The organism is Corynebacterium sp. HMSC064E07 (assembly GCF_001815745.1).
In the GTDB taxonomy this organism is placed as follows: domain Bacteria; phylum Actinomycetota; class Actinomycetes; order Mycobacteriales; family Mycobacteriaceae; genus Corynebacterium; species Corynebacterium jeikeium_D.
The window spans coordinates 1-24,192 of record NZ_KV821817.1 but is presented as its reverse complement, the minus strand read 5'-3'; the positions used below and the strand labels follow the sequence as shown (position 1 = coordinate 24,192).

At 56.9% G+C, this 24,192-nt stretch carries 22 protein-coding genes and 7 tRNA genes; 7 read left to right on the top strand and 22 right to left on the bottom strand.

Features of this window, described 5'->3' with window-relative positions; all coding sequences use genetic code 11:
• Positions 1–54: 54 nt before the first annotated feature.
• The 8 genes from HMPREF3053_RS06695 to ruvC all read right to left on the bottom strand — a co-directional run bounded on the left by HMPREF3053_RS06695 (position 55) and on the right by ruvC (position 9,402).
• Positions 55–2,316, bottom strand: coding sequence for a RelA/SpoT family protein (locus HMPREF3053_RS06695; protein ID WP_016422688.1), 2,262 nt, complete (start codon positions 2,314–2,316; stop codon positions 55–57).
• Positions 2,317–2,323: 7 nt separating this feature from the next.
• Positions 2,324–2,860 (bottom strand): adenine phosphoribosyltransferase, encoded by a 537-nt coding sequence (locus HMPREF3053_RS06690; protein ID WP_016422687.1) that lies wholly within the window; start codon positions 2,858–2,860, stop codon positions 2,324–2,326.
• 110 nt (positions 2,861–2,970) lie between these two features.
• Positions 2,971–4,188 carry a protein translocase subunit SecF gene (secF, locus tag HMPREF3053_RS06685; protein ID WP_070567154.1) on the bottom strand — a complete coding sequence of 406 codons (1,218 nt, stop codon included), beginning with the start codon at positions 4,186–4,188 and terminating at the stop codon, positions 2,971–2,973.
• 6 nt (positions 4,189–4,194) lie between these two features.
• Positions 4,195–6,120, bottom strand: a complete 1,926-nt coding sequence (gene secD, locus HMPREF3053_RS06680) for a protein translocase subunit SecD (protein ID WP_049190792.1) — start codon at positions 6,118–6,120, stop codon at positions 4,195–4,197.
• A gap of 311 nt (positions 6,121–6,431) precedes the next feature.
• Positions 6,432–6,896 carry a preprotein translocase subunit YajC gene (gene yajC, locus HMPREF3053_RS06675; RefSeq protein WP_049190818.1) on the bottom strand — a complete coding sequence of 155 codons (465 nt, stop codon included), beginning with the start codon at positions 6,894–6,896 and terminating at the stop codon, positions 6,432–6,434.
• A 66-nt stretch (positions 6,897–6,962) separates the two neighbouring features.
• On the bottom strand, positions 6,963–8,075 hold the full coding sequence (gene ruvB / locus HMPREF3053_RS06670; protein WP_049190793.1) for a Holliday junction branch migration DNA helicase RuvB: 1,113 nt from the start codon (positions 8,073–8,075) through the stop codon (positions 6,963–6,965).
• 66 nt (positions 8,076–8,141) lie between these two features.
• Positions 8,142–8,762 (bottom strand): Holliday junction branch migration protein RuvA, encoded by a 621-nt coding sequence (ruvA, locus tag HMPREF3053_RS06665; RefSeq protein WP_048731308.1) that lies wholly within the window; start codon positions 8,760–8,762, stop codon positions 8,142–8,144.
• 82 nt (positions 8,763–8,844) lie between these two features.
• Entirely contained in the window at positions 8,845–9,402 is a 558-nt protein-coding gene (gene ruvC / locus HMPREF3053_RS06660; protein ID WP_048731311.1) for a crossover junction endodeoxyribonuclease RuvC, read from the bottom strand.
• A gap of 115 nt (positions 9,403–9,517) precedes the next feature.
• On the opposite strand from ruvC, the gene HMPREF3053_RS06655 reads away from it, so the two are divergent.
• Positions 9,518–9,982 carry a DUF3817 domain-containing protein gene (locus HMPREF3053_RS06655; RefSeq protein WP_049193684.1) on the top strand — a complete coding sequence of 155 codons (465 nt, stop codon included), beginning with the start codon at positions 9,518–9,520 and terminating at the stop codon, positions 9,980–9,982.
• A gap of 508 nt (positions 9,983–10,490) precedes the next feature.
• Here the strand turns inward: HMPREF3053_RS06655 and HMPREF3053_RS06650 are convergent.
• From HMPREF3053_RS06650 to HMPREF3053_RS06585, 14 genes are all read right to left on the bottom strand, one after another.
• Positions 10,491–11,243 (bottom strand): YebC/PmpR family DNA-binding transcriptional regulator, encoded by a 753-nt coding sequence (locus HMPREF3053_RS06650; RefSeq protein WP_048731316.1) that lies wholly within the window; start codon positions 11,241–11,243, stop codon positions 10,491–10,493.
• A 79-nt stretch (positions 11,244–11,322) separates the two neighbouring features.
• Complete coding sequence (pdxT, locus tag HMPREF3053_RS06645) at positions 11,323–11,943, bottom strand: pyridoxal 5'-phosphate synthase glutaminase subunit PdxT (RefSeq protein WP_048731318.1); 621 nt, start codon at positions 11,941–11,943, stop codon at positions 11,323–11,325.
• Entirely contained in the window at positions 11,943–12,821 is an 879-nt protein-coding gene (locus tag HMPREF3053_RS06640; RefSeq protein WP_016422678.1) for an acyl-CoA thioesterase, read from the bottom strand. Before HMPREF3053_RS06640 ends, pdxT begins: the two co-directional genes overlap by 1 nt.
• A 2-nt stretch (positions 12,822–12,823) precedes the next feature.
• The gene (pdxS, locus tag HMPREF3053_RS06635; RefSeq protein ID WP_049172998.1) at positions 12,824–13,726 is read right to left on the bottom strand and encodes a pyridoxal 5'-phosphate synthase lyase subunit PdxS; all 903 of its coding nucleotides are present in this window, start codon (positions 13,724–13,726) and stop codon (positions 12,824–12,826) included.
• 139 nt (positions 13,727–13,865) lie between these two features.
• Complete coding sequence (locus HMPREF3053_RS06630) at positions 13,866–14,369, bottom strand: hypothetical protein (RefSeq protein ID WP_048731324.1); 504 nt, start codon at positions 14,367–14,369, stop codon at positions 13,866–13,868.
• 53 nt (positions 14,370–14,422) lie between these two features.
• On the bottom strand, positions 14,423–15,565 hold the full coding sequence (locus HMPREF3053_RS06625) for a glycosyltransferase family 4 protein (protein ID WP_070767465.1): 1,143 nt from the start codon (positions 15,563–15,565) through the stop codon (positions 14,423–14,425).
• Between the two features lie 2 nt (positions 15,566–15,567).
• Positions 15,568–16,470, bottom strand: coding sequence for a phosphatidylinositol mannoside acyltransferase (locus HMPREF3053_RS06620; protein ID WP_070429454.1), 903 nt, complete (start codon positions 16,468–16,470; stop codon positions 15,568–15,570).
• A gap of 11 nt (positions 16,471–16,481) precedes the next feature.
• Complete coding sequence (gene pgsA / locus HMPREF3053_RS06615) at positions 16,482–17,183, bottom strand: phosphatidylinositol phosphate synthase (protein ID WP_049193676.1); 702 nt, start codon at positions 17,181–17,183, stop codon at positions 16,482–16,484.
• Positions 17,177–17,812, bottom strand: coding sequence for an ATP adenylyltransferase (locus HMPREF3053_RS06610; protein WP_042388668.1), 636 nt, complete (start codon positions 17,810–17,812; stop codon positions 17,177–17,179). The genes pgsA and HMPREF3053_RS06610 overlap by 7 nt, the downstream gene beginning before the upstream one ends.
• A gap of 151 nt (positions 17,813–17,963) precedes the next feature.
• Positions 17,964–19,958, bottom strand: a complete 1,995-nt coding sequence (thrS, locus tag HMPREF3053_RS06605) for a threonine--tRNA ligase (RefSeq protein WP_222867477.1) — start codon at positions 19,956–19,958, stop codon at positions 17,964–17,966.
• Positions 19,959–20,117: 159 nt separating this feature from the next.
• Entirely contained in the window at positions 20,118–21,344 is a 1,227-nt protein-coding gene (locus HMPREF3053_RS06600; RefSeq protein WP_070767464.1) for a Dyp-type peroxidase, read from the bottom strand.
• A gap of 287 nt (positions 21,345–21,631) precedes the next feature.
• Positions 21,632–22,240: a copper chaperone PCu(A)C gene (locus tag HMPREF3053_RS06595; RefSeq protein WP_070429453.1), complete on the bottom strand. Its 609-nt coding sequence runs from the start codon at positions 22,238–22,240 to the stop codon at positions 21,632–21,634.
• Between the two features lie 4 nt (positions 22,241–22,244).
• Entirely contained in the window at positions 22,245–22,835 is a 591-nt protein-coding gene (locus tag HMPREF3053_RS06590; RefSeq protein ID WP_049190805.1) for a copper resistance CopC family protein, read from the bottom strand.
• Positions 22,836–23,020: 185 nt separating this feature from the next.
• Positions 23,021–23,095 (bottom strand) — tRNA-Val (locus HMPREF3053_RS06585).
• Between the two features lie 357 nt (positions 23,096–23,452).
• Between HMPREF3053_RS06585 and HMPREF3053_RS06580 the strand changes: the two genes are divergently transcribed.
• The 6 genes from HMPREF3053_RS06580 (at position 23,453) to HMPREF3053_RS06555 (ending at position 24,109) form a co-directional block, all read left to right on the top strand.
• A tRNA-Gly gene (locus HMPREF3053_RS06580) sits at positions 23,453–23,525 on the top strand.
• 66 nt (positions 23,526–23,591) lie between these two features.
• Positions 23,592–23,662, top strand: a tRNA-Cys gene (locus tag HMPREF3053_RS06575).
• 32 nt (positions 23,663–23,694) lie between these two features.
• Positions 23,695–23,769, top strand: a tRNA-Val gene (locus tag HMPREF3053_RS06570).
• A 27-nt stretch (positions 23,770–23,796) separates the two neighbouring features.
• Positions 23,797–23,869 (top strand) — tRNA-Gly (locus tag HMPREF3053_RS06565).
• Positions 23,870–23,934: 65 nt separating this feature from the next.
• Positions 23,935–24,009, top strand: a tRNA-Val gene (locus HMPREF3053_RS06560).
• A gap of 27 nt (positions 24,010–24,036) precedes the next feature.
• A tRNA-Gly gene (locus HMPREF3053_RS06555) sits at positions 24,037–24,109 on the top strand.
• Positions 24,110–24,192 lie beyond the last annotated feature (83 nt).

Genomic DNA, 24,192 nt, shown 5'->3' with positions numbered 1-24,192 from the left:
TTTAATACCTACGCGGTCTCATCCTTTTTCACATATCGATGGCTACTAAACCGCCTACTGACCAGAAGTAATGCGGTAGACATCGAAGACTCCCTCGACACCGCGCAGAATGTTGAAGATATAGCCCATCTGCTTAGTGTCCGAAACCTCGAAGCTAAAACGCATTACGGCAACGCGGTCATCGGAGGTATGAGAGGACGTCGACAGGATTGAGACCTTCTGATCGGAGAAAACGCGAGTGATCTCCGAGAGCAGTCCATGACGGTCAAGCGCTTCGATTTGCACCGTAACCATGAAGACCGCACCGGAGGAATCTGTTGCCCAGGAAACCTCGATAATGCGCTCGGGCTCCTGGTGCAGTTTCTCCGCATTAGTGCAGTCCGTACGGTGCACACTGACCCCACCGCCGCGGGTGACGAAGCCAAAGATGGCATCGCCCGGCACAGGCGTACAGCATTTGGCAAGCTTAGCGGCCATATCCGCGCTGCCTTCTACCAACACACCCGTACTGTCAGCGCGGCGCGGAGTGTTGTGCACGTTCATCTTTGAAATTGGCGTGCGGGAGACCAACTGCTCTTCGGCATCGTCCGCACTCGAGAACTGCGCCATCAGCCGGTGAGTCACATGCTGCGCTGAGACCTGCCCCTTACCGATAGCGGTATAGAGCGCATCGACATCCGCATAGTGCAGCTCGGAGGCAATCTGCTTGATGGACGCCGGAGTGAACAGGCGGTGCATCGGCAGACCGCCGCGCTGTACCTCTGCAGCCAGCGCGTCACGGCCGGCATCGAGTGCCTCTTCGCGGCGCTCCTTGGCAAACCACTGACGGATCTTTGCCCGCGCACGTGGAGTTTTAACAAACTTCTCCCAGTCCTTAGACGGACCGGAATCGGCATCCTTGGACGTGAAAATCTCGACGCGGTCGCCAGTTTTTAGCGGTGATTCCAACGCCACTAGCTTGCCGTTGACTTTGGCACCAATACATCGGTGACCTACTTCAGTATGGACCGCGTAGGCAAAGTCGACCGGCGTGGAGTCCGCAGGCAATGTGATGACATCGCCCTTAGGTGTGAACGCAAAAATTTCAGTGACTGAGAGGTCATAGCGCAGGGAGTCCAGGAACTCGTTAGGATCTGCGGCCTCCCGCTGCCAATCCAGCAGCTGACGCATCCACGCCATCTGATCGACTTCGGCGGAATCTCCCTTGTGAGAGCCCTTGGTTTCCTTGTAGCGCCAGTGTGCGGCAATGCCGTACTCAGCGTTGTAGTGCATCTCATGGGTGCGAATCTGCACTTCTAGCGGGGAGCCACCTGGACCGATGACCGTTGTGTGCAACGACTGGTAAACCCCGAAACGCGGCGCGGAAATATAGTCCTTGAATCGCCCCGGCATAGGTTTGAACAGCGAGTGGACGGCACCCATCGCGGCATAGCAATCCTTGGTCGTGTCCACCAGAACTCGAAGTCCGACCAGGTCAAAAATCTCGTCGAACTCATGGCCGCGGACAATCATCTTCTGATAAATCGACCAGTAGTGCTTCGGCCTGCCCTGTACCTCAGCAGCAATGTGAGACTCCTTCAGATCCTTCTGAATCATCTCGGAGACTTCCTGGATGTACCGGTCCCGCTGCGGCGCTCGATCTGCGACCAAACGCACAATCTCGTCGTACTTCTTCGGGTACAAAATGGCGAAGGAGAGATCTTCCAACTCCCACTTCACGCTGGCCATTCCCAAACGATGCGCCAGCGGTGCAATCACCTCGAGGGTCTCACGGGCCTTCTTAGCCTGCTTTTCCGGCGGCAGGAAGCGCATTGTGCGCATGTTATGCAGCCGGTCAGCCACCTTGATAACCAGCACGCGCGGGTCCTGGCTCATGGCGATAATCATCTTTCGCACGGTCTCTGCCTCGGCGGCGGAGCCCAACGCGACCTTATCCAATTTGGTCACACCGTCGACCAGTCGTGCGACTTCTGGGCCGAAGTCCCGCTCCAGGTCCTCCAGCGTGTAATCGGTATCTTCGACCGTGTCATGTAGCAGCGCTGCCACCAGCGTGGTGGTATCCATGCCGATCTCGGCGGCAATAGTGGCGACTGCAAGCGGGTGAGTGATGTATGGCTCGCCGGATTTCCGGTACACGCCGTCGTGAAGGCGCTCGGCGGTATCGTAGGCACGCTGAAGCACAGCCAAATCTGCGCGCGGATGCACCTGTCGATGCACCGCGACAAGGGGATCTAGCACCGGGCGGATTTTCGTTCTGTTGCCGGTAAGGCTTCGCGCTAGGCGGGCACCATAACGGCGTGCGGGCCCTTCAGCCATGACTCATTCACCCCTTATTAACCACGTACAAAGGCAGATCAGCAAGCTTCTCCCGAGCTCCCAGGCCTTCAACCTCCAGCACGGTGCACAGCCCGGTTACCTCGACACCAGCGGTCTCCAGCAGGGCGCGAGCTGCACACAGGGTGCCACCAGTTGCCAACACATCGTCGACAAGTACGGCCTTCTTGCCCTTCAGCTCAAACCCACTAGCCGGAATCTCAAGCGCGGCCGTACCATATTCCAGTTCATAGGTCTCGGTCAGCACAGGCGGTGGTAGCTTACCCTTCTTACGAATAGCGAGCACTCCCAGTCCAAGCTTGTACGCCACCGCAGAACCCAGCAGGAATCCACGCGCATCTAGGCTGCCTATAACATCAGCCCCGAACTCTTCCACCTTGGCGGAAATCTCGTCCACAATCAGGGCGAACGTCGTGGCGTCGGCAAGCGCCGGCGTCAGGTCCTCGAAGAGTACGCCCTCAACTGGAAAATCGGGCACGAACCGAATCTGATCGGCTAATGCCTCACGCGCGTGTGCATACGACACAGGTTTAAGCTCCTTTTCGGCGAAAAGAAAAAGTGCGGGTACCTGTCAACGATACCCGCACAATGCGCTTTTAAAGTAGTTTCACCCGAACCACTGGGAGGCGCTACCTCCTACTGCCCCGGACGCCAGGACAGCGGCTTGTCTTCATCGCCCTCAAGCTTCGGAGTCGTCACCGTTCGTTTCGGCGTCGACTGCTCCATCTCGCTTGCCGACGGCTCCTTCGAGCCCGAGTCCTCCGCAACATCAGTGGTGGCGGAATCGGTGCCCGAACCGGCTCCCTCAGATGCCTTTGCGCGGGCAGACAGTACCGCCTCTTCATGCTTGCGGTATTCACGCTGCCGCGACTTAAGAGACACCAACAGCGACGAAGCCAGGAAGATCGAAGAGAACGTACCTTGAATAATGCCGATGAGCTGAACGAGTGCAAGGTCCTTCAGCGTTCCGACCCCTAGCATGCCCACGGCGATGACCATCAGTGCCAGGATTGGCAGGAGCGTCGACACCGTGGTGTTGATAGAACGCATGATGGTTTGGTTGACCGCCAGGTTCACCAACTCGGCGTAACTTCTACGGGTCGATGAACGATAGCCTGCCGTGTTCTCGTCGACCTTGTCGAAAACCACGACGGTGTCGTACAGGGAGAACGACAGCACTGTCAGCAAGCCGATAATGGTTGCCGGGGTGACGTCAAGACCAATGAGCGCGTAGATGCCCATAATCACGATTGCATCCACAACCAGGGCGAGAATTGCGGCAATGGCCATGTCGCGCTCGAAGTGAATGGTGATGTAGATGAACACCAGACCCAGGAACACCACTGCAGCCAGCAGCATTCGGTTGGTAATCGAAGAGCCCCACGACTCCGACACGGTCGAGTCACCAATGGCATCCGGGGTCTGCTGCCCCTGTACATCGACGGGCTTGAATGCATCATTCAACGCGATACGAGCACTATTAATCTCGTCCTGAGTCAGCTTCTCAGAGGTGATCTCCAGGATTCGGCCCTCACCAGAACCGATAATTTGCACCAGCTCCGGCTTCACGCCGGTCGCCTCGGTGAAAACCTCCTCGGCCTGCTCAGTTGTCACTGAGGCCGGCGGCATAGTCATCTTGGTACCGCCCTCGAAGTCGATACCGAAGCTGAACCCGCGAATCAGCATCGCTGCGAAAGCAACAACGATGATGGCGACGGCAATCTGGTACCAGCGCTTCCGCTTGCCGACGATGTTGATTCCACCCTCGCCGGTGTAGAGGCGGCGGAAGAAGGAGTCGTCTTTCACGCTTTCTGGCTCAGTGATTAGCGCCGGATTCGTCTGAGTAGTATTCATGGATTCCTACTTCCCCTCATTCGCGCTGGAGTGAGCTGCACCGGTGTCGGCAGCCGTACTGGCGGAGGCATCGGAGGCTCCGGCCTTCTTACCGGCAGCTACAGTCTTATTCCTCTGTGCAATCTCCATGACCGAGCCGAAGCCGTTCATCGACGGCTTGGACAAAGCTGGCCACTTACGAGTAGCCAGGATGACCAACGGCGCAGTCACGAGGAAAGCCGTCACAATGTCGAATGCTGTGGAGAGACCAAGTGTGAATGCGAAACCGCGGACATCGCCAACGGCCAGGATGTAAAGAACCACAGCCGCAATGATGGACACAAAGTTACCCGAAAGGATGGTGCGCCGTGCTCGTCGCCAAGCGTGCGGAACCGCGGAGCGGAAAGTTCTACCCGCGCGGATTTCGTCCTTAATGCGTTCGAAGAAGACGATGAAGGAGTCAGCCGTTACACCGATGGAGATGATGATACCGGCGATGCCAGCGAGATCGAGCGAGTAGCCAATCCAACGACCAAGAAGGACAAGGACGCCGTAGACCATCGCTCCAGCTGCTGCCAGCGAAACCAGCGAAATCACGCCCAGGCCGCGGTAGAGAGCAATCGCGTAGACGACAATCAGGGCGATACCGATAATGCCGGCAAGCAGACCGGCTTCCAAGGAAGCCGAACCAAGCATGGCCGGGATAGTCGTGGTGGTGCCGCCCGGCTCGCCGTCCTCACCTGCGAACGACAGCGGCAGTGCACCATAACGCAGGTTATTGGCCAGCCCCTGTGCCTCGTCGATTGAGAAGTCGCCCGTGATGCGGGTGGCAGAACCAACTGGGGTTGCCTCCTGAATCACCGGGGCGGAAATGACCTTCGAGTCCAACACGATAGCGACCTGCCGCTGCAGGTAGTCATTGGTCAACTTGGTCCATGTGCGAGCGCCGGTGTCATTCTTCCCGGACTTGAAGCTAAAGGAGACCTGAATCTGACCAGACTGCTGATCGTAACCACCGTTAATCGGCGCATTGGTATCAATAGCGTCGCCGGACAGACGCTGGCCCTTGGCCTCGTCCTCCTGCCCAATCAACAGCGGAGCCTTGCCCAGGAAGATGGCTTTACCGCCTTCGGGCGCACAGGTCACCAGCGGCTTGGCCGGGTCATCGGCACCCTGTAGCGGATCAACTGCATCGCGGTTATCGCAGGTCATCAGCGCAGCGGCTGCAAACTGTGTCGTTGGGTCTTCGGACTGGCGAGTCGCCAACAGCACGTCACGAACCTTCGTACGCAGCTCGGCCGCTTCAATTGAGTTCGCCGGCTTTGCCGGAGCTGTTGCGTCCAACTTCGGGGCCTCGCCCAGCGACTTGGACAGCTCCTCGGGAACCGGCTGATCTGGGTTCTGTTCCTTGAAGGCATCAATTGCACGCTTCTGCGTTTCGTTCATGTCCTTGTAGAGGTCATCAACACGCTTGGCGGCGTCCTCCTTCGACAGGACACCGACTGACACCCAATCTTCAGCAGTCTTCTTAACTACCTCGCCAAAGGCAGCTTCATCAGGGCCCTGGGTGGGCTGTTCTACCGGACGGAAGAAGAGCTGCGAAGTCTGGCCGAGCGTACGCGCCTCCTGTGAGTCTTCACCCGGCACGGTAATGACCAGCGTGTCACCGTCGGTGACAACTTGAGCGCCGCTGACGCCCATGCCGTTTACGCGGTTCTCCAGAATCTTGCGAGCCTGGTCCAGCTGATCGCGCGTCGGCTTTTCGCCCTGCGGCACCAAGGTTACTCGGGTACCACCCTGCAAGTCGATGCCCAACTTTGGCTTGGCTGATCCGCCGCCGGTGAAAAAGACGAGTGCGTACGTAAGGATGAGGAAGCCAACAAACAGTGCCAACAGCCACTGCGGCCAGTTCCTCTTGAATGTATTCGCACCGGATCTGGATTTGCTGTTCAAAGCAAAGTCTCCTGAATCGTGACGTTTAGGTACTTAAGCGCTTCGGGTAGAAACGCAGGTCTATAACCGCACCGCGAAATCGCGCGATACCAGGAAGAGGCATTGCGGGCGTCGCTAAGCAAAGCTATAAACACCAACCGCTAGAGAATAACCGATTTAGCGTAGTGCGCCGGTTTTGACTTGTACCTATTTAGTGAAAATCTTGCCCACGCTTGCCGACGGCGAAACCTGGGACGCGCCCGCTAACCCCACGGCGCACGCTACAGCTTGGATGCATGCAAACCAGCAGGGCGTGGGCGTGCAAAAAACTGCTACTGCTTTTCGGTGGAAGTGGAACCGTCTGTACCCGTGTTATCCGAGTTACTCGGAGTATTCGGGTTCTCGACCTGCTCATTGATGTCCGAAGCGGCATTGTCATCCGGACCGTGGCCGGTGATTTCTTGGACATCGCCGACGTGGTCATCTGGCGCATCGGAAACACGGCCACGTCGATCACGGTGAGCGTAGCTAGCTCCGGTACCGGTGGTGAGGTTGCGGGCAATGGCGCCCTTTTCCCAACGGGTCACGATGCCGTCAGCGATAATCAGGTCGACGGTTGTTTCGGTCGTATCAACGACCACACCATGCATACCGGAACCGGTGATGACCTCTGCGCCCGGGGCCAACTTATCCTGCATGTCCCGAATGGTGCGCACCTGCTTGTTCTGCTTGATGATCTGCCAAATTGGCAGCGCCAGGAACAAGAAAATAAGTAGGAGGAGAATAGTTTGATCCATGTCTGCCGAGTTTAACGAATTGCCAGCTAGCAATTCCACACTGCCCCGGCCAGGTCGATGAGAAAGCTATTCTCCGATAGTTCCCTCCGGAGGCTGCAACCCCAAGTGCCGCCATGCTCGGGCAGTTGCAACACGTCCGCGCGATGTACGCGCAATCATCCCGGCACGGACCAAGTAGGGCTCGCACACTTCTTCCACAGTCGAGGGCTCCTCACCGACTGCCAGCGCCAGGGAATTCACGCCCACCGGGCCGCCACCGTGCCCCTTGACCAGGGCAGTCAGCACTGCGCGGTCCAAGCGGTCCAGCCCAAGCTCATCGACATCGAAGACAATCAACGCCGCCTTGGCCGCACCAAGATCAATAACGCCACCGGAGTGAACATCTGCGAAATCGCGAACGCGACGCAGTAGGCGGTTGGCAATTCGCGGGGTACCTCGCGAACGCGAGGCAATCTCCACTGCAGCCTCTGGGCTGATATCCACCCCGAGGATCCCAGCGGCACGGGTAACCACCTTTGTCAGATCCTCGACCTCGTAGAACTCCATCTGCGCAGTAAAACCGAAACGGTCACGCAGTGGGCCAGTCAGCATACCCGAGCGCGTCGTTGCGCCTACCAGCGTAAAAGGTGGAATCTCGAGTGGAATTGACGTAGCTCCAGGCCCCTTGCCCACGATGACATCAATACGGAAATCTTCCATTGCCATGTAGAGCATTTCCTCCACGGGCCTGGCAATGCGGTGGATCTCGTCAATGAAGAGTACATCGCCCTCGAGCAGGTTCGATAGCATTGCTGCCAAATCGCCAGCGCGAATAAGCGCCGGACCGGACGTCATTCGCAGGGACGACCCCATCTCCTGCGCAATAATCATGGCCATGGTGGTCTTACCCAGGCCGGGAGGTCCCGACAGCAGAATGTGGTCCGGAGTCACATTTCGTCCCCGTGCCCCGGAGAGCACCAAATCCAGCTGCTCGCGGACCTTGGGTTGGCCGATAAACTCCCCTAACGACTTTGGTCGCAGGTTCGATTCCGCATCGACTTCCTCGACCTGAGCGCGGGCATCGACATCACGTTGTGCACCATTTCCCCCACCGCCAAAATGGTCGTTGGCTGCTCCATCTAAAGAGTCCCTGAAGGGATTGCCCGACACGTTAAACTCCGTGCGCTCGATATCGCTCATAGTCCCCTCATCCTAGTGCACTGCCATTTTTCATCATCAATGTAGCTGCAGGTCCTCGACCTGGATTTACTTTTCGCCCAATGTCTTTAGCGCCGCCTTCAGCGCCATTGATGTATCCAAGGTCGGATCAATCCGAACAACAGTCTCCGCTGCCTCATTCGCATCAGCTTCCGGGAACCCAAGCCCGACCAAAGCACCAACGACCTGATCCAGATCTGCCTTCAAAACAATGCCAGGCGCTGCTCCGCTTGCAGCTTCCTCCGGCTGGGATACCGCCCTATCCGCGAAAACCTCGACCTTATCCTTCAACTCAACCAACAGGCGCTCCGCCAATCGCTTGCCGACGCCGTTAGCCGCCTGGAGGGCCTTGGCATTCTTTGAGGCAACCGCATTGGCAATCTCGGCCGGCGACAGTACCGATAGAACAGACATCGCTACTTTTGGCCCCACTGTTGAGACAGTGCGCAAGAGCGCAAACATCTCACGTTCCTGCGAGTTGGCAAAACCAAAAAGCGTAATCGCATCTTCACGAACCGCCATTGTGGTCAACATGAAAGTCTGCTCATGCCTCACCAACTGAGAAGCTAACCTGCCCGTAATGGTGACCAAATGCCCGACACCACCGCACTCGATAACGCAATAGTCCGCACCGAGATCGATAACCTCACCGCGTAGAGATGCAATCACTTCTCACAATTCCTTTCACTACGGCTTCCCGAAAGACACCGAGATAAACGCCGAACTCACAAGTGTGCTCTAGCAGGCTCCCCTACCGCGAGGGATTCTCACGGCGAGAAAGCTCCAACTCCCGCTCCTCGTGTTGCTTAGCAAGCGCAGCCAAGGTGTCGCGCTGGCGTTGCAGAACCGGACCACGCCAACAGTGGCAGATAGCGATGGCCAACGCATCCGCTGCGTCCGCAGGTTTTGGCGGAGTTTCCAACCCGAGGATTCTCGTCACCATCATGGTCATCTGCTTCTTATCAGCCCGACCGTTGCCGGTAAGCGCCTTCTTTACCTCCGACGGCGTGTACATATGCACTTCCAAACCGCGTCTCGCCGCAGCGAGGACAAGGACACCAACCGCGTGCGCAGTCTGCATTACGGTGGACACATTGCCGCGCTCGAATACCCGTTCCATCGCAACCACGTCCGGCTCGTACTCATCCATCCACTGCTCCACGGCATTGGAAAGCCGTAGAAGACGATCCTCCAACGATGCCGTGGTTGGTGTGCGGGCGACCCCCACCGCAATGGGAATGACTTTCCTGCCCTGAGCACCTTCCGCAATGGAGAGACCACAACGAGTAAGGCCAGGGTCGATACCCATCACCCGCAGAGATCCAGCTCGATAATTCACCTCTCCACTAATACCACATTTCGAACAGCTGTTTGTATCGTAGCTACACGGGGTACCAACCGTTGATTCTGATAGGTTTAACACCATGAATTCACCGAAGAAGCTCTACGGCGTTCTCGCTGCAGCTGAAATGGTCACGTGGGCTCTGCTGCTCTTGGGGCTGGCACTGAAGTACCTGTTCAAAGTCACTGACATCGCCACCACCATCTTCGGCGGCATCCACGGTTTTACGTTCCTGTGCTACGTAGTCACCACCATCATGGTGTGGATCAACCAGCAGTGGAGCTTTGGCCGCGGTGTCATCGGCCTCGCCTCTTCTATCATTCCATTCGCAACCTATCCGTTTGAACGAAACACCCTGAAGGCAGGCCTCTTGGATCGGCCCTGGCGCTTTACCGACGAATCCGAGGAGCCACAGGACATTTTCGAGTGGGCACTCGCGATGATTATTCGCCGCCCGTTTATCTCGGCATTCGTCATCCTCATTGTTCTCGTCGTGGTCTTCACACTGTTGCTGATGGCCGGACCTCCGACTCAGTGGTTCTCCTAAAACGGTTCAACTAAAACTTTCAGAAACCAAAATCGGTTTAATAGACAAAAATATGTCCGCCTGGCGTGTCGACCGGCGCGTCGGCGGGCGGGCACCCTTCGCTACTTACCCCAATGCGAGTTACTGACTGCGTTTATGACAAAAATGACCTGAAAAATCGTCTGAAAGTGACATAAACCTGCACAGTTTCACATTTGCAGCCGTATTCACACGCGCAGCCCGTAATTTTTTGAGGTTGCCAGTGTGTCGGGTTGTCAGTTTTTCTCCTTAACCCCAGGGTGTGGAGCTACCCGCAGGCGGGCTCTGACCAGTCGCTATCCTGAGGATCAGACACACTCTTTGACTCTGTCTGTCTCTCTCCCCCCAAAAAAATCCCCATCGGACGACTCTCCGATGGGGATCTTCCATTCACACCAGCTCGCCGCGCAATTCAGCGCTGCAGACTACCCTGCACGAGCATCCTTTAACGCCGGGAAGCCGGTCAGCGGAACCGTCGCCAAGCAAACGCCTAGTCTTCGAGTTCGGCGATAACCTCGTCGCTGATGTCGGCGTTCGAGTAGACGTTCTGCACGTCGTCGGACTCTTCGAGAGCGTCAATCAGACGGAAGAGCTTGCGTGCACCGTCAGCATCGAGAGCCACCGTGGTAGAAGCGCGGTAGTCCTGATCTGCGGAGTCGTACTCCATTTCGGCATCGACAAGAGCGGTGCGGACATTCATCAGATCGGTAAAGGCGGAGACAACCTCGAACTTTTCGCCCAGGTCGTTGACCTCCTCTGCACCAGCATCGAGAACCGCCATAAGCAGGTCATCCTCGGTCAGCTCGCCCTTCGGCAGCTCGACGACACCCTTCTTTTCGAAGAGGTACGCCACGGCGCCGTTGTCTGCCATGTTGCCGTTGTTCTTGTTGAACGCCGAGCGCACATCGGAAGCAGCACGGTTACGGTTATCGGTCAGGCACTCCACAATCAAAGCGACACCGCCAGGTGCGTAACCTTCGTAGACAATGGTCTCCCAGTCAGCACCGCCGGACTCCTCGCCGGAACCACGCTTGCGGGCACGCTCAATGTTGTCGTTGGGAACCGAGGCCTTCTTGGCCTTCTTAATCATGTCATCGAGGGTGGGGTTACCAGCAGGATCACCGCCGCCGGTACGAGCCGCGACCTCGATGTTCTTGATCATCTTTGCCCACTCTTTGGCGCGCTTGGCGTCATTAGCAGCCTTCTTGTGCTTTGTGGTTGCCCATTTTGAATGACCCGCCATGTGCTAGTTCCTACCATTCCTCTCGTCAATACCCATGTAGATGGGAATTCGTCAGGTGTTCATTATACAAACCGGGGATTTAAATGCCGACAAGCTCTCGCAAAAAGAACTCGTGGAGCCGCGTCTCCCCCGTCGACTCCGGGTGAAAGCTGGTGGCCATCGCAGCCCCCTGCCGTACTCCGACCACTGTACCTGCGGTCTCTCCAGCCGATTCTGGCACCCGCGCTAGCACCTCAACATCATCACCGACACGCTCGACCCACGGTGCGCGAATAAAGGCGGCGTGTACAGGCGGCTGGTCACCACTGATCGCCAGCTGCGGAATATCCAAGTCAGTTTCGAAGGAATCCACTTGCCGGCCAAATGCGTTACGACGGACGGTGATGTCAATCGCCCCCAGGCTAACGGCATCCGGACGGGTATCGAGCACTTCGTCGGCAAGCAAAATCATGCCGGCGCAGGTGCCATATGCCGGAAGGCCATCGCGGAGGGCTTCCCGCAGCGGGTCTTCAAGCTCATTGAAGACCATCAGCTTGCTCATGGTTGTGGACTCGCCGCCGGGCAAAATTAGGCCGCTAAGCCCTTCCAGATCACGGGGCAAGCGCACCTTTCGGTGCGGGACGCCGAGCTGGTCAAGCACATATCCGTGTTCGGCAACGTTGCCCTGAAGAGCGAGGATACCGATTGTTTCCTGTGTCATTAATCTAGGTTCTCACTGCGAGCATCGAAGTTCGTCGCCACTGGCACGGGCTCGACACCCGGGGCCAGGCTTCGGGTCAGCCCTTCCTGCGTGACGACGGCCACGAGCTCGCCCTTTTGGTTAAAGATGCGACCGTGAGTCAATGCGCGACCCGCGTGCGCCGATGGCGAAATCTGGTCGTAGAGCAGCCATTCATCCGCACGGAACGGACGCATAAACCACATCGCGTGGTCGAGGCTGGCTTCCTGGACCTCAACGCCTGGATGCGGAACGAGTGCCGATGACAGCAAAGTCATATCCGACATGTACGCCAGCGTGCAGACGTGGAAGGTCTCGTTATCCGGCAGGCGATCCTTGCACCGGAACCATACCAGCTGCTGGGACGGGGTGTACTTGTTGTGTTCGAACTGATCATCCGGCACTACCCGGATATCCCAGTCCGCCCACTCGCGCATTAGTAGACGACGTGTGTTCGTCATCTCAGAGGTGTCGGTGACCACATCTTCAGGATCTGGCACCTTGCGCATCACGTCAGAGTGCTCGAGTCCCTCATCCCCCTTACGGTGGAAGCTGACCTGCATGACGAAAATCGTACGGCCATCTTGCACAGCTTCGACGGATCGGTGGCAGAAAGACCGGCCGTCGCGAATACGCTTGACCATGTACACCGTCGGGATATGGGGGCGGCCCGGGCCTACAAAGTAGGCGTGGAGGGAGTTCACCGCGAAGGTATTACCCACCGTGCGCGTCGCCGCGACGAGGGACTGGCCGGCAACTTGGCCACCGAAAGTGCGCTGCAGGATTGACTTAATGACTGGGCCACGGAAAATGTCCCGGTCAATCTGCTCCAGATCTAATACCTCGCGGATGTTAGCCATTTTTACCAGCCACGCTCAGCGAGTCGGTGCGGCTGCGGAATCTCGTCGACGTTGATGCCGACCATTGCCTCGCCGAGACCGCGGGAGACATCAGCGATGACCTTCGGATCATCGTAGTGCTGGGTTGCCTGGACGATAGCCTTGGCGCGCTTCTCCGGATCACCGGACTTGAAGATACCGGAACCAACAAAGACACCCTCGGCACCGAGCTGCATCATCATTGCAGCGTCAGCCGGAGTTGCAATGCCTCCTGCGGTGAACAGCACGACTGGCAACTTACCGGTCTCAGCGACCTCGCGTACCAGCTCGTACGGTGCCTGCAGCTCCTTGGCGGCAACATAGAGCTCGTCCGGAGCCATAGAACGCAGACGGTTAATTTCAGCGCGGATGGTGCGCATGTGAGTCACAGCGTTGGAGACATCACCGGTACCGGCCTCGCCCTTGGAGCGAATCATGGCAGCGCCCTCGTTGATGCGGCGCAGAGCCTCACCCAGGTTGGTCGCACCACAGACGAAAGGCACGGTGAATTCGAACTTGTCGATGTGGTTCGAGTAATCGGCCGGGGTCAGAACCTCGGACTCGTCAATGAAGTCAACACCGAGGGACTGCAGAACCTGTGCCTCAACAAAGTGGCCGATTCGGGCCTTGGCCATAACCGGAATGGAGACGGCATTGATAATGCCCTCGATCATGTCCGGGTCAGACATACGCGACACGCCACCCTCTGCGCGAATATCGGCGGGGACACGCTCCAGCGCCATCACGGCAGTTGCGCCGGCATCTTCAGCGATCTTGGCCTGCTCCGGCGTAACGACGTCCATAATGACGCCGCCCTTCATCATCTCAGCGAAACCGCGCTTCACGCGTGCGGTGCCCTGCCCGGAGTTGTTCTCAACCGTGCTCAACGAACCCTACTTCCCTAATAAAACTGGTGAATGTGACCGTTTGTAGTCGTTTAACACTATAACGCCTGAACTAGACAGTGCTGTTCATTGAGTCACAAAACACGGCGAACTTCCAGCACAACAGCGAATTTTCCCACAATTAAGCAGTTGTCAGTCCGTCTGCAACATCGAAATATTCCGGTTCAGGTGCAGTGCCCGCCAGCCGCAGCGCGCGCACTAGCGGCCTGGCTCGCAGTGCTTTCGTATCCGTCACCGCATCATTGTAGAAACGGCGGGCGAGCTCGAGCCGCGTATGGGCGTCAGAAAGCTCAATTGCCATCGTCCGGTCCACGGGCTGTTCCCCATAGAGCGCCACAATTTTCCTAGTCAGTTCGTTTTCCACGTCTGCACGCTGCCCAGTGTTGTTGGCTCTAAGTGGTGTGGCTTCCACCTTCGCCACTACCCCGGCGAGTTCCGGGTAGGCGGCACGAGCGACTGCGGCCCTTCGCCCCAACGCCGCTTCCAGTGAAGAACGCGCCAAGTCCGTGCGAATGTGCATACGGTTCAAACGCGTCGCTGTCGATGAAGCCACCAAACCGCCAACGAGTACGACAATCAGCGCAATGACTAGGACAACGACCCAGATTGGAACGGTTACGTCCACCGAAAACCCACTTTCACTCCGCTGCGTTTAATCAGCTGCCACGACGGAAATCTCTATGGCGCAATGACGACCTTTTCGCCATCCATGCGCACCGTATCGTACACACGCAGAACGCCGTCGGCGACCTGCGACCAGTCATACTCCCAAGCCCGCTTATGCCCGAGTGCGCGAAGCTCCTCCCCCAACTTTGGCTGCGTCAAAAGGCGTACGACTGCATCCGCAAGGTCTGCGGAGTTACCGTTTTCAAAGTGAAGCCCGTAATGGCCGTCGTCAAGCACGAGTTTGAACGCATCGATGTCGCTGGAGATCACCGGCGCACCCGCCGCCATCGCCTCTACCAGCACGATGCCGAAACTCTCTCCACCACGCTGCGGGGCAATGTACGCATCCGCATCGGCGAGTATTGACGCCTTAGCATCCTCCGACAGTCTGCCGACGAAATGCAGGACATCTGCGTTTCTGCCCGCTTTACGACGAGCTGCCGCGACATCACCATCACCAACAACACAGACCTCAAGCTGTGGAATCTCTGCACGTATTGCCGGCAGCGCGTCGAGCAACACGTCAAAGCCCTTACGAGATTCGTCGAAGCGTCCGAGGAACACGAGCCGATAGACCCCCTCACGCCGTGGCGGGATCTCAGGCAACGATGAGGCGGCCGGGCAGGACTCAAAATCTCCAACACGGACACCATTGGGAATGAGAACCGGGTCGCCGCCGAGTTGCTCAACCTGCCAGCGACGAGCCACTTCCGAGACAGCGATGCCTCCCCGAATGCGTTCAAGGTACTTCCGCAAAAATGGCGTGGCCAACTTCAATGCTAGGGAGTCCGTCGCCGCAGAGTGATAGGTCGCGACAATTGGCCCGACCGAGTTTACTAACGACAGCATTGAAAAACTGGGCGAATTCGGCTCATGGATATGAAGAATGTCAAAGCTACCTTCCTCGATCCATGTGCGGACTCGACGGCTCGTGCGGGGACCAAAAGACAGCCGAGCGACTGAGCCGTTATACGGAATCGGGATGGCGGCACCACCTCGAATAACGAAATCCGGCACATCCGCCTGCGCGCTAGCCGGGCCGATAAGACTGACCTCGTGGCCGCGGCGGATGAACTCCTCACACAAGTCAATCGCGTGAGCTTGAACCCCACCTGGAACATCGAACGAGTACGGGCACACCATTCCGATTCGCACGGCTACTTTGACCTCTTCTTATCCGCTGGCCACAGTGGCTGCATCATGTGCCAATCCGCTGGATGCTGAGCAATATCAGATTCAAAAACAGTAGCGATGTCTTGGACAATGTCAGCTAGATTGCGCCCCTCAGTCGGCACGAATGGATGCGCTACAAAGCGCCAACCATCGCGCGTGTAGGACAGGCCCGCGGGCATAAGCCGAGCGCCCGTGTCCTGTGCCAGCTTTGCCGCGCCGACCGGCATTGTCGTCTGCTCGCCGAAAAAAGTGACCGGGACCCCGTGGCCGCCGAAGTCACGATCAGACAGCAGGCACACAACGCCACCGTCTTCCAATCGCTTCTGCAGTTCCGGCATCGCGGGTTTGCCACCGGTAAGCGGGAGAATGTGGAATCCGAGGGATTCGCGGTACTCCACGAAAGCGTCGTAAAGCACCTCTGGCTTCAGCCGTTCCGCCACGGTACTGAACCGGCCATGGCGGGAAACGAGCCACATACCTGCCATATCCCAGTTACCAGAATGCGGCAGTGGGATGACGATGGAATCTCCGGCCTCGAGGGCCTCAGCAACTCGTTCGAGCCCATCGCTGGTGGATTCGACCGTGTCTGCCAGCTCTGGAGAGGCGATGGAGGGCAACCGGAATGCCTCCACCCAATAGCGTAGATAGGAACGCATGGAAGCCCGAATAAGCCCTTGCGGCACTTCCTCAGGCGGACAGCCCATAACGCGAGCCAGGTTCTTGCGAAGCTGGCGGGTCGTCGTGGGATTTGCTGCTACCCGATCGGCGGCTATGTTGCCGATGCGGTAGGCCACGCGTTCCGGCAGCAGACCAAAAATCTTCCACCCGGCCATATAGCCGAGCGCAACGAAATCATCTTTCGAGCGAGGCAGGAAGAAACTAGTCATCGTATCCTCCTTTAGTTGTTGGAATCAGCCGAACCCGTGGACTTCGTAGCAGAGTCAGGGTTGATAGATGAACTATCAGCTGCGCCTTCTGGCGGGGCGATGGGATCCAACGCTCCTGGCTGCTTAGCCACCATGTACAAGCGCTGAATGACGGTGAATACCGACCCAATCGCCAGGAGCCACATTGCGACGTAGAGGGCATAGTCCACGCCAAGCCCCTGGAGCCCAATGCCGATTAGACCGATAATCAGGCGCTCCGCACGTTCGACGAGACCGCCGTTGACCTTGAGGCCGCTAGCTTCTGCCCGAGCCTTAACGTAGGAAATGACCTGGGAAGATCCCATAGTGATCAGTGTCAGAATAAGCAGCACTGAATCCGCGTCATGGTGATACACCACCCAATACGCTATCGCCCCGAACAGTGCAGCATCCGTAATGCGGTCACAGGAAGCATCCAGCGTCGCTCCGTATTTCGTTCCCTGCCCTCGAAGTCTGGCCATCGTGCCATCGAGCAGGTCAAAAGCAGTGAAAATAGCGATTGACACCGCAGCTGCGAAAAGATGGTTGGTAGGAATCAGGATTACCGCAAGCAGAACGGAAACTACCGTTCCCACCAGGGTGACCGTGTTCGGGCTAATGCCGACCCGCAAAAGTGCAGCGGCAATCGGTTCAACTACTGGGCGGATTGGAGCCCTGCCACGGACACTCAGCATGCTGCCCCATCCTCTTGATTAAGGGCACGCCAGCCGTCGGCAAGCAACTCGCGAGTCTGACGAAGAGCCTGCGGTAACACTTTGGTGCCATCGATCACGGTCATAAAATTGCTGTCACCCGACCAGCGCGGTACGACGTGCATATGCAGGTGATCGGCGACCGAACCGCCGGAGGCCTTGCCTAAGTTGAAACCTACATTGACGGCGTGCGGGCGCGAAACCGATTTGAGAGTACGAACCGCATGCTTGGCAAATCGCATCATCTCGGCTGTTTCTTCGTCGGTCAAGTCCTCAAGGTTGGCGACTTCGCGATATGGAACCACCATGAGGTGCCCTGGGTTGTACGGGAACAGATTCAAAACGGCGTACACCCACTCGCCGCGAGCGATAATGAGTGCTTCCTCATCGCTTTGCTTCGGCAAATCAACGAAGGGGTTACGAGATGGCTTGGAGTTATGCACACCACGCTTGACGATGTAGTCCAGCCGGTAGGGTGCCCATAAGCGCGTGAGCCGATCCGGTTCGCCGTAACCGCTGTCGACGTATACGCCATCAGACGATTCCTGCTGGCCGGCATTGCCCTGCTGCTGCGGAGGCAACTCTTCACTTCCCGACTGATTCACTGCCATCCCCTTCGTTGCGTGGCCGGGACCCCATTCGAGCCCCGACCACATATATTTCTCTGCTGTAGTTTACGACCTCGCGGTCAACTTCTTTGGATTACCACGCGTGGTTCACCAGTTAAAACAACGCGGTCGAATTAGAGAGCGTTAACGACCTCTAGAGAGCAGAGACATTCTCCTTGTTCGGCTGTTCGTTATTCCGCGAAGCAACCCAATCACAGATGATGTCGACAGCCTTCTCAACTGCCATCCCGTTAATCTGAGTGCCATCGAGGAACCGGAAGCTGACGGCTCCTGCCTCAATGTCGCGGGCACCAGCCAGAATCATGAACGGAACCTTGGCCTGGGTGTGGTTGCGAATCTTCTTCTGCATGCGGTCATCGGACGTATCCACGTGGACGCGGATGCCACGAGACTTCAGCTGTGCAGCAAAGCCCTCCAGGTGTGGGATACAGTCATCCGCAACCGGAATACCAACAACCTGTTCCGGAGCCAGCCAAGCCGGGAAAGCACCTGCGTAGTGCTCCAATAGGACGCCAAAGAAACGTTCGATGGAGCCGAAAAGCGCACGGTGAATCATAATCGGGCGCTTCTTGGTTCCGTCAGGTGCGGTGTACTCGAGCTCGAAGCGCTCCGGCAGGTTGAAGTCGAGCTGTACCGTCGACATCTGCCAAGTACGGCCGATGGCATCGCGGGCTTGGACGGAAATCTTCGGACCATAGAAAGCGGCTCCGCCCGGATCAGGAACGAGCTCGAGGCCAGAAGCATCGGCAACGCGCTGGAGAATAGCTGTGGACTTCTCCCAAATTTCATCCGAGCCGACGAATTTCTTTTCGTCCTTCGTAGACAGCTCCAGGTAGAAGTCATCCAGGCCGTAGTCACGCAGAAGCGAAATGATGAAGTCGAGGACATTAGTGAGCTCTTCTTCCAGCTGATCCTCGGTGCAGTAGATGTGGGCATCGTCCTGCGTAAAGCCACGGGCTCGGGTAAGACCGTGGATAACGCCTGATTTCTCGTAGCGGTAGACGGTGCCGAACTCGAACATACGAATCGGAAGTTCACGGTAGCTGCGACCACGCGATGCGAAAATGAGGTTGTGCATCGGGCAGTTCATCGGCTTGACGTAGTAGTCCTGCGGAGCCTTGGTGCAGTTGCCGTGTTCGTCATATTCGCCGTCGAGCTGCATCGGCGGGAACATGCCATCCGCGTAGAAGTCCAGGTGACCAGACTTCTTGAACAAGTCACCCTTAGTTACGTGCGGCGTGTTCACAAAGTCATAGCCCGCTTCGATATGACGGCGACGGGAGTGCTGCTCCATCTCGTTGCGGATGATGCCACCCTTGACATGGAATACCGGGAAACCAGAACCAATCTCATCCGGGAAGCTGAACAAATCCAGCTCGGAGCCCAAACGGCGGTGATCGCGCTTCTCAGCCTCGAGCATGCGGTCGAGGTACTCGTCTAACGCTTCCTTGGACTCCCACGCAGTGCCGTAAACACGCTGCAGGTTATCTCGAGATTGGTCACCCCGCCAGTACGCAGCGGAAGAACGCATGATCTTAAAAGCAGGGATGTAGCGGGTGGTCGGCACGTGCGGGCCGCGGCAAAGATCAAACCACTCGGTCTCACCGGTACGCGGATTGACGTTGCGGTAGCCGGTCAAGGTCGTGCCTGCACCACCGACGTCGACATTGGCCTCATCATCTTCGGCCACCTTGCCGGCCGACTTTTCAACAATCAGCTCGAGCTTATACGGCTCGTCGGCAAGCGCTTCCTGCGCCTGATCGGCAGACTCGAACGCGAAGCGCTCGAATCGCTGACCAGACTTGATGATCTTCTTCATACGCTTTTCGATGCGCTTGAGATCCTCCGGCGAGAAAGGCTCATCGACACGGAAGTCGTAGTAGAAACCATTGTCGATGGCAGGGCCAATGCCCAGCTTCGTCCCAGGGAACTCCAACTGCACGGCCTGAGCCATCACGTGAGTCGCAGAGTGGCGGATGACATCGCGACCGTCCGGAGTATTCGCCGGAACGGGCTCGAAGACGGTTTCCACTTCTGGCTTAAAGGACAGATCCTTCAAATTGCCTTCAGGGTCGCGGACACAAACGATGGCGTCAACGCCCTTGTTCGGGAAACCCAGGTCTCTCATCGCCTCGCCCGCAGAAACTCCTGCGGGCACGGAAAACGGTGCTGGGGTTGCAAATTCTTCTGACACGGCGTGCGTGTACTCCTTTTCAAAGTGTCTTCGAAAATCACATACCTGGTGACCTTCGTCAGTCGTTCACACACTTTACCGCACGGTCAAAACTCAGGCCTCGAAAAGGTCCTGGGCCCAGTACTCCTCCTCAGAAGTTCCTCGTGGCATAACAAACACGGCGGATCCAATGTGGAAAATCCACTGATTGAGACGGTCGTTCTTGGACAGCCGCTCTTGAATCGGATTGAACTGCTCCAACGGGTCCTTCTGGAAACAAATGAATACCAGGCCGGTGTTGGTCTCGAATCGACCATTCGGTTCCGGTGGCAGGTCATAGTTGTAGACCCGTCGCAGAATCCGCTGATTAGGTTTCTCTTTCGGAGGCATTGACAGCGCAACATGGCTGTTCGGATCCGTCAGAGGCAGACCATATTCATCAGTCTTCGCCAGGTCGACGGTCTCAAACTCGTCCTTACCTCCAATTGGCGCGCCGGTGCCGATATCTCGGCCGGTAATAACAGTGCGGCTTTCGCGGTCCAACACATCCCAGCCTGGAATATCCATTTCGATACGGCGGACAACCATCGCTGTACCGCCCCGCAACCAATCCGGACCACTATCAATCCACACCTGCTTGTCGAATTCTTCACGAGTGCGCGGGTTGACCGTACCGTCCTTCTGACCGAAGAGATTGCGCGGGGTCTCGCCTTCCTGCGTAGAACCATTGGCGTGCTGGAAACCAGCTTGCACCCAGTGAACATCCAAATAAGAACCTGCATTTCGGATCATCATTCGGGCCGCATGGGAGACCATTACTGGGTCGTCCGCACAAATCTGCAGGCACAGGTCTCCGCCGTTCCACTCCGGGCGGAGCTCATCGTTAACGTACTTTGGCAGATCTCCCAGCCACTCAGGCTTCTGGTCTTCCCTATCGATGATTGTGAAGAAATTCTCCCCATATCCAACTGTGATAGTCAGATTGGCCGGACTCCCCATGAGCTCGGGTTCCAAATCCGTTCGAGTAGCCTTGCCGGCTGTCATTCGGCGGGCGTCATCCGTCCAGGCACGCATGAGGTTTTGGAGGCGATTGCGATCGACCCCCTTCTTCACGTTGAAGGCTATTAGCCATAGATTCGCCTGTGCGGGCGTCGCAATCCCCGCCTGGTGAGCGCCATCAAAAGGTACGGTTGCTGTCTGCAAAGGCGGTTTCGGTGGCTCTTCCTGTAGACGTTCCAACCCAATCGCCTGGGCTTCCGGCGCCCCCAGGGCGAGCGCTGAGGCTCCTGCGGCGGTGCCGAGCCCGCCAAGAAAACGTCTTCTGGAAAAGCCTTCGGACATGTTGTGCACTCTTACCTTTCTGATTACTTCGAACTGGAGCACATGAGGTGGCTGGGAATCCGCCAATTTTTCAATGGCTTCAACGCAACCACTGGCCTATCCAATTCGACCGTATCGAAAACCTTTTTCGGAAAAAGAAAAGCGCCGGAGTTCGTTGCATATGCTGCAATAACCTGCCAACTCCAGCGCTTCTGCCACCATTAGATTCCAGTTAGTCAATTCCTCGACGTACCTGAGCTCACGCCCGCTTTACGACGAGCGATTACTTGACCAACTTGTCACAAGAATTAGTGACCCGAGTGATCCATCTCACCGCCGCCCATGTGCTCTGGGTTGTTCAGGTCACCGTCATTACCGTAGTCCTCTTCACCCGCTGGCTGGACGCGAACCTCAACGTCCTGGGTGATGCTAGAGCCGTCGGAAAGCTCAATGACGAGCTTGTATTCAGCTCCCACATCCATAGCTTCATCATTGTCCATAATCATGAAGTGAGTGCTACCCGGTTCGAGAACGAGTTCGCCATTAGCCGGAATCGTCAAACCTTCCGGCACCTCGAACATTTTGCCGTCCTTGGTGTCGTGCTGCTCGAACTTCGTGCCTTCCTTCAGTCCCTCAAGCTTGAAGGAGGAAACCTTGATGTCCTTATCGGTGTTGTTGGTCAGCGTACCGAAGATGGCGGTCATGCCCTTGTCAGCCGGCTTTTCCTTGATGTAGGCATCGGCCAGCTGCACAGCAGCATCGCTCTTCTCCATCTGAGAGGTAGCTTCGGTCGCCGCGGAAGTTGCGGACTCAGTCACCTCAGCAGCAGTGTTATCGTCGGACGAGCATCCTGCCAGAACAAGGGTCAGAGCTGCGGAACCAGCGATCAGTGCAGTTGCAGTGCGATTGAGCTTCATGTGTCTATTTTGCCTTTCGATTAATAACGATGACGACAGCGGCGATGATGACGATGAGTCCACCACCGAGGCCATAAGCCCATAGCGGTATTGACTTCGTTTCCTCGGCGTGCGCACCGGTCTGACGAGATTCTGCCCCGGCTTCGGCTGCGCCAGCAGCATCCGGATCAGCCACTGAGAAAGAGGTCTTTCCTCGGGTGGAGTGACCATCAGAGGAGGTGATTTGGAAACCAATGATGTAGTTACCAGGGCCTGGATTAATATCCTCAGGGATATCCAAAGAGACCTCATTACCCACTACCTCTGGCTCGTGGGAGTACAGGACTTCCTTGGCATCTGCATCACTAATTGCAACGGTGTTGAAATTGTTCTTGGGGTTGCCGGAGAACTTGAGAGAAACGTGGTGCGGAAATTCATCGAGAACCTGCTTGTCGCCTGGGTTAGACGACAGCACGGAATCGTGAGCATGCGCGGGGCCAGCATTAATAACTGACGCACCTGCAAAGACTACAAGCGCCGCAGCGGCGGCTACTGCACGCCGGAAACCCGACTTTGAGAACCGAAACGTTTCGCCTGAAGCGACCCGGGGACTCACTAGAACAGTTCAACTCCTTTAAGCGGGACAGTTCGAGAAGAACAGCAGTAGTCTGACCGCTGCCCTTATACCTATTGTCGGATGGTAGTCCAGAAAAGTTCCCGAGAGGGACGAATATAGTTCAGGTCACACAGCAAAACCCCGGCCGCGCAGTTTTTATACGATGCGTCGACCGGGGTTTTAAATGGTAGTCCCAACTGGGTTCGAACCAGCGACCTTTCCGGTGTGAACGGAACGCTCTTCCACTGAGCTATGGGACTCGGACAGAAAAGCACTAAGCCTTTGCTGCTCTGCGGAATAAGTTAGCACGCGTTTTGGAAGTTTCCCTAATTGGGTTGCATTGCGTTTGCGATTGCGCAGTTCGACGATTTATTACCCCACCGATGGAACTCCATGACGATAGCGACTCGATAGCCCCCAGTAACCAACCCACGAAAGCGAATAAATGACATCGTTGCGATTCAGAGGCATCAAAGGTTGGTCTTTAGCCCTACGCCCACAGGCACAATACAGATGTTCACCTGGTAATTTGTAATCAATCGCACAAGCACGCTAAAGTATCTTTCGCACCGCAAGAGAGCAATTGAGATTCTCCTTCGCTCTCCTTGCAACGTGATGCGGATGTAGCGCAGCTGGTAGCGCATAACCTTGCCAAGGTTAGGGTCGCGGGTTCGAGTCCCGTCATCCGCTCTGGTTTCTCAAGAAGTTAAGCTCTGTGGTATAACTTCGAGGCAACCACTGAGGCGGCAGCCTCACGGTGGAATGGCCGAGTGGCGAGGCAACGGCCTGCAAAGCCGTGTACACGGGTTCGATTCCCGTTTCCACCTCAGCAGAGATTCCTTACCGGTTTCGATGTAATGCGCGTTTAGCTCAGCGGGAGAGCGCTTCCCTGACACGGAAGAGGTCACTGGTTCAATCCCAGTATCGCGCACCACGTAAGCCCTTATGGGCGAGCGTATATGCGGATGTAGCGCAGCTGGTAGCGCATAACCTTGCCAAGGTTAGGGTCGCGGGTTCGAGTCCCGTCATCCGCTCAGTGCAAAGCCCCCTTCTCTCAGAAGGGGGTTGCGCTTGAAAGCTTCTATATAGCTTTACACCAGCGCGATTAGCTCAGTGGGAGAGCGCTTCCCTGACACGGAAGAGGTCACTAGTTCAATCCTAGTATCGCGCACCACGTAAGCCCTCACGGGCGAGCGTATTTGCGGATGTAGCGCAGCTGGTAGCGCATAACCTTGCCAAGGTTAGGGTCGCGGGTTCGAGTCCCGTCATCCGCTCAGACTAACCCCCTCCCGGGTACCCGGGAGGGGGTTTTCGTTTAACCTTTGGGGTTAAGTGACAAAAAGTGTGTCCGCTCGGT